Origin of the sequence: Amycolatopsis acididurans (assembly GCF_012328925.1) — a bacterium.
GTDB classification, from domain to species: domain Bacteria; phylum Actinomycetota; class Actinomycetes; order Mycobacteriales; family Pseudonocardiaceae; genus Amycolatopsis_E; species Amycolatopsis_E acididurans.
Genome location: NZ_JAAXLS010000023.1, coordinates 88,733 through 98,094 on the forward strand (window position 1 = coordinate 88,733; position 9,362 = coordinate 98,094).

10 protein-coding genes are annotated in these 9,362 nt (G+C 70.5%); 4 read left to right on the forward strand and 6 right to left on the reverse strand.

The features are described 5' to 3' along the window. Nucleotides 1–44: 44 nt before the first annotated feature. Together recG and HFP15_RS26845 are read right to left on the reverse strand one after the other, a co-directional pair. Nucleotides 45–2,195, reverse strand: a complete 2,151-nt coding sequence (recG, locus tag HFP15_RS26840) for an ATP-dependent DNA helicase RecG (protein WP_168519529.1) — start codon at nt 2,193–2,195, stop codon at nt 45–47. 2 nt (nt 2,196–2,197) lie between these two features. After that, nucleotides 2,198–3,784 (reverse strand): fatty acid kinase ATP-binding subunit FakA, encoded by a 1,587-nt coding sequence (locus tag HFP15_RS26845; protein ID WP_168519530.1) that lies wholly within the window; start codon nt 3,782–3,784, stop codon nt 2,198–2,200. 136 nt (nt 3,785–3,920) lie between these two features. Between HFP15_RS26845 and rpmB the strand changes: the two genes are divergently transcribed. After that, nucleotides 3,921–4,112: a 50S ribosomal protein L28 gene (gene rpmB, locus HFP15_RS26850; protein WP_168519531.1), complete on the forward strand. Its 192-nt coding sequence runs from the start codon at nt 3,921–3,923 to the stop codon at nt 4,110–4,112. Between the two features lie 59 nt (nt 4,113–4,171). Here the strand turns inward: rpmB and HFP15_RS26855 are convergent, their stop codons facing one another. Next, on the reverse strand, nt 4,172–4,849 hold the full coding sequence (locus HFP15_RS26855) for a uracil-DNA glycosylase (protein WP_168519532.1): 678 nt from the start codon (nt 4,847–4,849) through the stop codon (nt 4,172–4,174). 72 nt (nt 4,850–4,921) lie between these two features. Further along, nucleotides 4,922–5,443, reverse strand: coding sequence for a gamma carbonic anhydrase family protein (locus HFP15_RS26860; RefSeq protein ID WP_168519533.1), 522 nt, complete (start codon nt 5,441–5,443; stop codon nt 4,922–4,924). A 50-nt stretch (nt 5,444–5,493) separates the two neighbouring features. Between HFP15_RS26860 and HFP15_RS26865 the strand changes: the two genes are divergently transcribed. Further along, nucleotides 5,494–6,648, forward strand: a complete 1,155-nt coding sequence (locus HFP15_RS26865; RefSeq protein ID WP_168519534.1) for a glycoside hydrolase family 27 protein — start codon at nt 5,494–5,496, stop codon at nt 6,646–6,648. Here the strand turns inward: HFP15_RS26865 and HFP15_RS26870 are convergent. Together HFP15_RS26870 and HFP15_RS26875 are read right to left on the reverse strand one after the other, a co-directional pair. Next, a complete protein-coding gene (locus tag HFP15_RS26870) occupies nt 6,623–7,096 on the reverse strand; it encodes a GNAT family N-acetyltransferase (protein ID WP_168519540.1) in 474 nt (157 codons plus the stop codon). The genes HFP15_RS26865 and HFP15_RS26870 overlap by 26 nt on opposite strands. Next, nucleotides 7,096–8,064, reverse strand: coding sequence for a thiamine-phosphate kinase (locus HFP15_RS26875; protein WP_312871756.1), 969 nt, complete (start codon nt 8,062–8,064; stop codon nt 7,096–7,098). Before HFP15_RS26875 ends, HFP15_RS26870 begins: the two co-directional genes overlap by 1 nt. A 116-nt stretch (nt 8,065–8,180) precedes the next feature. Here HFP15_RS26875 and HFP15_RS26880 point away from each other — a divergent pair, with 116 nt between their 5' ends. Next, complete coding sequence (locus HFP15_RS26880; protein WP_144751370.1) at nt 8,181–8,414, forward strand: Lrp/AsnC family transcriptional regulator; 234 nt, start codon at nt 8,181–8,183, stop codon at nt 8,412–8,414. Nucleotides 8,415–8,418: 4 nt separating this feature from the next. Further along, on the forward strand, nt 8,419–8,964 hold the full coding sequence (locus HFP15_RS26885) for a DUF3515 domain-containing protein (protein ID WP_312871757.1): 546 nt from the start codon (nt 8,419–8,421) through the stop codon (nt 8,962–8,964). The last annotated feature ends 398 nt before the right edge of the window (nt 8,965–9,362 follow it).

Below are 9,362 nucleotides of genomic sequence, written 5' to 3' on the forward strand. Positions count from 1 at the left end.
ACGCTGTACCACTATCGAGCGTCGCGCTCGCTTCGTGCGGTCCTCTAGCTCTTTTCCAGATACTCCGCACGATCCTCGTCGATCACGGCCGCGACCATGTGTGCCAGCTCGGGATTCTGCGTCAGATCGGGATCGACGCCAACGACGGCCTGTGCGGTTTCGCGTGCCTCGGCGATCAGATCCTCGTCCCGCAGCAACGAAAGCAGCTTCAGCGTGGAGCGCTTGCCGGACTGCGCGGCACCGAGGATGTCGCCTTCGCGGCGCAGTTCGAGGTCCAGCCTGGACAGTTCGAAGCCGTCCGTTGTGGACTCGACCGCACCCAGCCGTTCCCTGGTGGAGGTCCCGTCGAGCGCTTCGGTGACGAGCAGGCACAGTCCCGGCACCTTCCCGCGGCCCACCCGGCCACGAAGCTGGTGCAGCTGGCTCACCCCGAACCGGTCGGCGTCCATGATCACCATCGCGGTGGCGTTGGGCACGTTCACGCCGACCTCGATCACCGTGGTGGCCACGAGCACGTCGAGTTCGGCGGCGGTGAAGGCACGCATCATCGCGTCCTTCTCGTCGGCGGGCAGCCGCCCGTGCAGGATCCCGAGCCGCAGCCCTTGCAGCGGACCGGCTTCCAGCTCCTGTGCCACGTCGAGCACGGCCAGCGGCGGGCGCTTGTCGCTCTTGTCCGACGGCGGCTCGTCACCGATGCGCGGGCACACGATATAGGCCTGATGTCCCTTCTGGACCTCCTCGCGCACGCGCTGCCACACCCGGTCGAGCCACGCGGGCTTCTCCGCGACCGGCACGACCGTGGTCGCGATCGGCGAGCGGCCCACCGGCATTTCCTTGAGCGAGGACGTTTCCAGGTCGCCGTACACCGTCATCGCGACCGTCCGCGGAATCGGCGTCGCCGTCATGACCAGCACGTGCGGGCTCGTCCCGTCGGCACCGCGGGAACGCAGCGCGTCCCGCTGCTCCACGCCGAAGCGGTGCTGCTCGTCGACCACGGCGAAACCCAGGTCCGCGAAGGAAACCGTGTCCTGGATCAGCGCGTGCGTGCCGACCACGATGCCCGCCGCGCCGCTCGCCGCGTCCAGCAACGCCTGCTTGCGCTCCTTTGTGGACATCGAACCGGTGAGCAGGGTGATCCTGGTGGCCTCGTCGGCGGCGCCGAGTTCGCCCGCCTGCCCGAGATCGCCCAGCATCTCCCGCAACGAGCGCGCGTGCTGGGCCGCGAGCACCTCGGTGGGCGCGAGCATCGCCGCCTGCCTTCCGGCGTCCACGACCTGCAGCATCGCGCGCAACGCGACGATGGTCTTACCGCTGCCGACCTCGCCCTGCAGCAGCCGGTTCATCGGATGCTCGCCGGAAAGGTCGGCCGCGATGTGCTCGCCCACCTCGCGCTGCCCGGCGGTCAGCTCGAACGGCAGGCGCTTGTCGAACGCCTCGAGGATGCCGCCGGATTTCGGCGGGCACGCGGGCGCGGGCCGGGACACCGCCGAGGACCGCCGCTGCGCGAAGATCAGCTGGATGGCCATCGCCTCGTCCCACTTGAGCCGGTGCCGCGCCCGCTCCAGGGTTTCCCAGCTGTCCGGCCGGTGGATGCCGCGCAGCGCGTCGTCCAGGCTGAGCAGGCCCTGGCGCTGGAGAATCGGCTCCGGCATCTGGTCCTCGTCGATCTCGAGGATGTCCAGCACCTGCCGGACGCAGCGCATGATCGACCACGACGGCAGCCCCGCGGCCGCCGGGTACACCGGGATGATCTGGGCGAGAAAGTCGTCCATTGTGGACTCGTCCTCGGACTCCAGCAGCTGGTACTCGGGGTTGGCCAGCTGCAGTTTGCTGCGGAACGCGTTGACCTTGCCCGCGAACAGCCCGGTCTTGCCGACCCGCAGTTCCTTCTCCCGCCAGGCCTGGTTGAAGAACGCGCAGTTGAGCCTGCGCTGCCCGTCGGTGATGACCAGTTCCAGGATCGAGCCGCTCTTGGTCTTCATGCGGCGCTTCTCGACGCGTTCGATCCGCGCCAGCACCGTGGCGTGCTCGCCGATCTCCAGCCCCGCGATGTCGGTCAGCTCGCCACGGCGGGCATAGCGGCGCGGGTAGTGGCGCAGCAGGTCGCTGACCGTCTCGATGCCCAGCGACTCGGTGAGCGCCTTGGTGGTCTTGGCGCCCAGCAGCGGGGTCAGCTTGTCACTCAGTACTGCCACGTTCACTCCACGCCGATCAGCAGGACGGCATCGGTCTGGCCACCCGGATAGCTCACGAACTCGACCTCGGGCCGCGTCTCGCGCAGCCGGTCGGCCAGCTCCACGTCGATCCCCGCGGGCGCGGCCGCCCCGGTCAGCACGGTCAGCAGCTCTCCGCCGGCGGCGAGCATCCGTTCGCAGACGGTCACCGCGGCCGCGAGCAGGTTCGGCGCCGACCGCGGTTCGACCAGCACGACCTCGCCGTCCACGAACCCGATGAGATCGCCCGCGTGCGCCCGGCCCACCCAGGTTATCGACTCCTCGCGGGCGACGACGAGCTCGCCACGCCGGGTGGCCGCGGCGGCCTCGGCCATCGCCACGACGTCGTCGTTCGCGCGCCGCTGCCGGTCGTGCACGGCGAGTGCGGCCAGCACCTGCACCGGCGAGGCGCACGGGATGACGACCACCTCGCGGTCGCCGATCATCGGATGGCCCGCGGTGGCATCGGCGGCCTCGGTCAGGTCCATCCCCCCGGGCAGGATCGTGATGTGGCCGACCGCGCGCTCGGTGATCAGCCCCAGCATCTCCTCGACGCTCGGCTTGGTGCCCGCTTCCGGCGCGAGGACCGCGACGCCCTCCTCGCGCAGCAGTTCCGCGAGCGGCTCGCCGCGCACGATCGCGACGACCGTGCGGTCCGCTCCGGCCGGCGCCTCGATCGGGGTGGGCGTGATGAGCGGCTCGACGCGGACGCGGCGGGGCCTGCCCACGCCGAGGCCGGCCTCGATGGCCGCGCCGATGTCGGCGCAGTGCACGTGGACCGCGTATCCGCCGGATCCGTCGCCCGCGACCGTGACGCTGTCGCCCAGACCGCTCAGCACGCGGCGGAACGGGGTCAGGTCGGGGTCTTGGACGTCCTCCAGCAGGTACATGACCTCCCAGGCGTAGGGAGCGGGTTCGGCCTCCGCCGCGGTGGTGTGGGCTTCGCAGGAGTGGGCGAGTTCGGTGGCGGTGCCGGTGACGACACCGGCGAGCGCGTCGAACACGGCGACCAGCCCGCGCGCGCCCGCGTCCACCACGCCCGCGGAGGCGAGCACGGGCAGCTGCTGGGGCGTCTGCTCGAGTGCCTCGGAGGCGGCCTTCGCGGCGGCCGTGACGACGTCCTGCAGCGACTGGTGCGCGTTCGTCGCGGCGGCCACGGCCTGGAGGATGGTGAGCATCGTGCCCGCGACGGGGCGGGCGACGGCCTCGGTCGCGGCCTTGTCGGCGTAGCGCAGCGCCTTCGCCAGGGCCGCCCCGTCCAGCTCGGTGGCGTCGCCCGCGGATTCGGCGAGACCGCGCAGGACCTGGGAGAGGATGACGCCCGAGTTGCCGCGCGCGTTGTGGATGGCCCCCTTCGCGAGCGCGGCGAGTGCCTGGCCGGCGCCGGTCGCCTCACTGTCGGTGACGAGTGCGTCGCGGGCGCTGGCCATGGTGTGCAGGAGGTTGGAGCCGGTGTCGGAATCGGCGACCGGGTAGACGTTGATGCCGTTGATGGCGGGTCGCAGCACGTCGAGACTGTGCACGCAGGCCGCTGCCCACGCCCTCACCGCCGTCTCGTCCAGCGCCCGCACGCACGACCTCCTCACCCAGGCTCTCCGCAGCGTATCGACCCGGGCGCGGGTGGCGCGAAGACACTCGTTACTATGGTCGAGTTGCTCAGCGCTGCTGGGCGTGGTTTGTCTTCCCTGAATGTCAAAGGAGTTCGACGTGGCTGCCGTGTGCGACGTCTGTGGCAAGGGACCCGGCTTCGGCAAGGCGGTCTCGCACTCCCACCGGCGTACCAACCGCCGCTGGAACCCGAACATCCAGACCGTGCACGCCAAGGTCGGTCTGTCCCAGCGCAAGCGCCTGAACGTGTGTACCTCGTGCCTCAAGGCAGGCAAGGTCGTCCGCGGCTGACCGTTGGCGGTTCTTCCAGGGCCCGGGTGGACCTCAGTCCCCCGGGCCTTTCGGCGTACCTAGGGAAGCTTCCAGTCGATCGGGTCAGCGCCCTGCTCCTGCAGCAGTTGGTTCGCCTTGGAGAACGGGCGGGAGCCGAAGAAGCCGTTGTGCGCCGACAGCGGGCTCGGGTGCACGGACTCGATGCACGGCACCCCGTTGAGCAGCGGTTTGAGGCTGCGCGCGTTGGAGCCCCACAGGATCGCGACCAGCGGACCGCCGCGCGCGGCCAATGCGCGGATCGCCTGCTCGGTGATCTCCTCCCAGCCCTTGCCCTTGTGCGAGTTCGGCGCGCCCGGCCGCACGGTGAGTGACCTGTTCAGCAACAGCACACCCTGCTTCGTCCACGGCGTCAGATCACCGCACGCCGGCTGCGGATGACCCAGGTCGTCGCAGTACTCCTTGAAGATGTTGATCAGCGACTTGGGCAGCGGCCGCACGTCGGGCGCCACGGCGAAGCACAGGCCGATCGGATGCCCCGGCGTCGGGTACGGATCCTGCCCGACGATCAGCACCCGCACCTCGGAAAACGGCTGCTGGAACGCCCGCAGCACGTTCTCCCCCGCGGGCAGGTACCGTCGCCCCGCCGCGATCTCCGCGCGCAGGAACTCGCCCATTCTGGCGATCCGGTCCGCGACCGGGGCGAGCGCTTCGGCCCACCCTGCTTCGACGACCTCGGGCAGCGGTTTCGCAGTCACGGCGGCGACTTTAGCGCTTGCCTCCGCACCCTTCGGCCCGGGGAGACGGACAGCCGTGTGCCGTGGGAATTGTCAGTCCAGCCGCCGCAGGTGCTCGCGGAACTCCTGGGCGCGCTTGACATAACTCTCCACGACGTTCTGGATCTGGTCGGGCCCGAAGGACGTGTTCGGCCGGGTCTTCGCCGGAACGCCCAGCGCGATGTGGCCGGACGGGACGTTGGAGCGGTAGGACAGCACCGCGCCCGCCCCGACCATGCCGCCGTCCTCGATCACGGTGCCGTTGAGCACCACCGAACCCGACGCGAGCAGGCAGCCCGTGCCGATCCTCGCGCCCTCGACGTGCACCGCGTGGCCGATCGCCGAACCCGGGCCGAGGATTGTGGGCTCGATGGCGGTGGTGTGCACGACGCACCCGTCCTGGATGTTCGACCGCTCCCCGATCTCGATGTAACCGTGGTCGCCGCGCAGCACCGTCTGCGGCCACACCGAGGCGTACGCGCCGATCCGCACGTCGCCGATCACCGTCGCATCCGGATGCACATAGGCCTGCGGATGGATCTGGGGCACGCGATCCCCCAGTGCGTAAATCGCCACGACGGCTCCAATCACTACAAACTCACTTCCCGTGCGATTGGATCACGAGCATGCTCGGCCGGATAGTCCTCGCCGCCGTGACGCTCGCGGCATCGCTGATCTGGCCCTCGGGCCCCGGCGACGACCTGCACAACGGCCTCGCCGCCACCCCGCCGATGGGCTGGAACAGCTGGAACCAGGTCGGCTGCGACGGCCTGAACGAACAGGTCGTGCGCGACGCCGCGGACACCCTCGTGCGCACCGGGATGCGCGACGCGGGATACCGCTACGTCGTGGTCGACGACTGCTGGCAGGACCTCACGCGCGCCGCGGACGGTTCGCTGCGGCCCGATCCGGAGCGGTTTCCGCACGGCATCGCCGCGCTCGCGGACTACGTGCATTCGCGCGGTCTGCTGTTCGGGATCTACGCGGTACCGGGCAGCGGCACCTGCGCGATGTACAACAGTGGTTATCCCGCAACGGGAATCGGCTCGCTCGGGCACGAAGGTCAGGACGCGCGGACCTTCGCGGCCTGGGGCGTGGACTTCCTCAAGTACGACTGGTGTTACGCCGACACCCACGACGGTCTCGACGAACGGACCGCGTTCGCGAAGATGCGCGACGAACTCCAGCGCACCGGGCGGCCGATCCTCTACTCGATCTCCGAATACGGCGTCCAGCAGCCGTGGAACTGGGGCCGCGGCGTGGCGAACATGTGGCGCACCACCTACGACCTGACCCCGGACTGGAACTCGGTCACCGCCACGATCGAACAGCAGGCGGAGGTGGCCACGGGCAGCCCCGGCGCCTGGAACGACCCGGACATGCTGCAGATCGGCAACGGCACGCTCACACCGGAGGAGGACCGCGCGCACTTCAGCATGTGGGCGGTGCTCAACGCGCCGCTGTTCGTCGGTACCGCACCGTCCGCCGACGACCTGGCGACGCTGGAGAACCCGGAGGTCATCGCCGTCGACCAGGACTTCGCGGGAACGCAGGGCCGCAGGCTGTCCACGAACGGCGCCCTCGACGTGTGGGGCAAACCGTTGTCCGGCGGTGGTTACGCGGTCGTCCTGCTCAACCGCGGCGACACACCCGCGACGATGTCGGCGGACATCGCGGGCCGGTGGCGGGTGCGGGATCTGTGGCTGCACAAGGACGTGCCGAGCGCACGGGCGACGGTGCCCGCGCACGGGGCCGTCATGCTCCGGCTGACTCCGGCGTGACGTCCTTGCCGAAGCACACGCTCAGCGTCGTTCCTTTGTAGACGCCGAACTGCGGGATCTTCTCGTACCCCGAGGACTGGTACAGCGCCATCGCCTCGGGTTGGTTCAAACCGGTCTCCAGCACCATCCGCCGGTGCCCGGCGCGCGCCGCCGTGCGCTCCAGTTCGGCGAGTACCTGGCGCGCGAAACCCTTACCCCGCGCGGAATTCACCACGAACATGCGCTTGATCTCGGCGCCCGTCGGGTTCTGCCGCGCACGCCAGCCGCCACACGCGACGGGTTCACCGCCGGCGTAGCCGACCAGGAACAACCCGTGCGGCGGCGCGAACTCCGCCGGTTCGACCGGGGTCTTGTCCTGGTCGCCGTAGCGCACGACGTACTCCTGCTGTACCTCGGCGATGAGCTTGACGGAGTCGGGATCGTCGAACGGTGTCACGCGAAGCTCCATCACCTCCAGTGCTCCCAGCCCTTCTCGCCCCGGTACGGCCCGCCGTCCACGGTCAGCCCCGAGTCCGGCATGGTCACCGCGCCGATCCGGCGCCAGCCCTCGGGCAGGTCGGCGAAGGAGGGGAAGGTGGCCGCGAGCGCGTGGTCCTCGCCGCCGGTGAGCACCCAGTGCAGCGGGTCGCCCCCCAGTGCGGTCGACACGTCCACCAGGCGCTGCGGCACCTCCAGCAGATCGGTGCGCACGTCGATGCCGACGTTCGAGCTCTCCGCGATGTGCCCGAGATCGGCCAGCAGCCCGTCGGACACGTCGATCATGGCGGTCGCGCCGGCCTCGGCCGCGGCGGGCCCGGCGGCGTACTGCGGTTCCGGGCAGCGCTGCGCGTTGACCGCGCCGATCGGTGACCGGAACCCGCGATGCAGGACGGCCAGTCCGGCAGCGGCCCAGCCGAGCCGACCGCACACCGCGACGACGTCGCCGGGCCGGGCGCCGGACCGTTTGACCGGCTCACGCCCACGCAGATCACCCAATGCGGTGATGCTGATCACCAGCTGGTCGGATCGCACCATGTCGCCGCCGACGAGACCGGCGCCGGCCCGGCCTGCTTCGGCCCACATCCCGTCGGCCAGTTCGGTGATCAGGTTCGTGGGGGTGTCACCGGGGCAGGCCAGCCCGACCAGCACGGACGTCGGCACCGCGCCCATGGCCGCGATGTCGGCGAGGTTGACCGCGACCGCCTTGCGCCCGACCTGTTCCGGGGTGGACCAGTCGAGCCGGAAATGCACACCCTGCACCAGCACGTCGGTGCTCGCCACGACCCGGCCGTCGGGCGTCGCGACGATCGCCGCGTCGTCGCCGGGACCGAGCAGCGTGCTCGCGGGCTGTCTTCGGTTCTCGGTCACGGCGCGGATCAAGCCGAACTCACCCAGCTCGGCGACCGAACCGGCGTCCGGCACGTTGCGTGACGACACGCGCTACCTCCGTCCCTCGTAAGTCGGAATGTCTGATCACCTATCGTCTACCGGTTGAGGTAGGTTGCTTCCACGTTCCTACCTTGAGTTCGCTGAAGAAGACGAAGGGGCGCGCCGTGGTTCACGCATACATCCTGATCCAGACCGAAGTCGGCAAGGCCGCCGCGGTCGCCGGGGAGATCGCGGGCATCCCCGGCGTCACTTCATCGGAGGACGTGACCGGTCCCTACGACGTCATCGTGCGCGCCGAGGCCGAGACCGTCGACCAGCTCGGGCAGCTCGTGGTCGCGAAAGTGCAGGGCGTCGAGGGCATCACGCGCACGCTGACCTGCCCGGTCGTGCACCTGTAAGACCGTGCCGGACACCGATTCGACGGGCGCGCCGCCGCGACGCCTGATGCTGCTGGCCGCGGTGCTCGCGGTCGCGCTGGCCGCCGCGGTCGCCGTGGTGAGTCTGGTAGCGCAGTCAGGCCGCAACGACCAGCAGAACTCCGGCCAGCTCGCGCTGGTGCCGGTGCCCGCGCCGCAGGCGGGTTCGCCGAGTTGCGCGACCCTGATCCCCGCGCTGCCCGCCGATCTGATCTCCAACGGCGCGACGCTCAAGCGCCGCGAGCTGGCGGCGCCGGCGCCCGAGGCGACGGTCGCGTGGGGCCAGCCGGACGCCATCGTGCTGCGGTGCGGGCTGGAGCGGCCGCCGGAGCTGACGCCGACCGCGCAGCTGCGCGTGGTGTCCGGCGTGCAGTGGCTGCCGGTGGAAGGCGAGGGTTCGTCGACCTGGTACGTGGTCGACCGCGACGTCTACATCGGCCTGACGGTGCCGGATTCGGCCGGAACCGGCCCCCTGCAAGAGGTTTCCGACGCCGTCGCCGCCAAACTCCCCCCAACCCCCCTCCACTTCTAACCCGCGAGTCCAGCTTTCCCTGCGCCCGAGTCCACCGTTCCGTGCGCGCGAGTCCGGCGATCCGTGCGCCCCCGCGAGTTGGGCGTTCCGTGCGCTCGAGTCCGGCGTTCCGTGCGCGCGAGTTGAGCGTCCCGGGCGCCTGAGTCGGCCGATCCGTGCGCGCGAGTTGGACGATCCGTGCACGCGGGTCGGGCCTTCCGAGCGCCCGAGTCGGGCGATCCCTGCGCCTGAGTCCGGCGATCCGTGTGCCCGAAATGCCAACTCGGACGCGTGGAAGTCCAGACTCGCGCGCACGGAAGTCTGAACTCGCGCACACGGAACGCCGGACTCGCGCACCGGAAGGCCGGACTCGGGCGCACGGAAGTCTGGACTCGGGCGCTGGGAACGGCGGACTCGCG

Coding starts and splice junctions, on each gene's coding strand:
- HFP15_RS26865 (WP_168519534.1), top strand. CDS start 5,494: ATGCTCGGCCGGATAGTCCTCGCCGCCGTGACGCTCGCGGCATCGCTG.
- HFP15_RS26870 (WP_168519540.1), bottom strand. CDS start 7,096: ATGGAGCTTCGCGTGACACCGTTCGACGATCCCGACTCCGTCAAGCTC.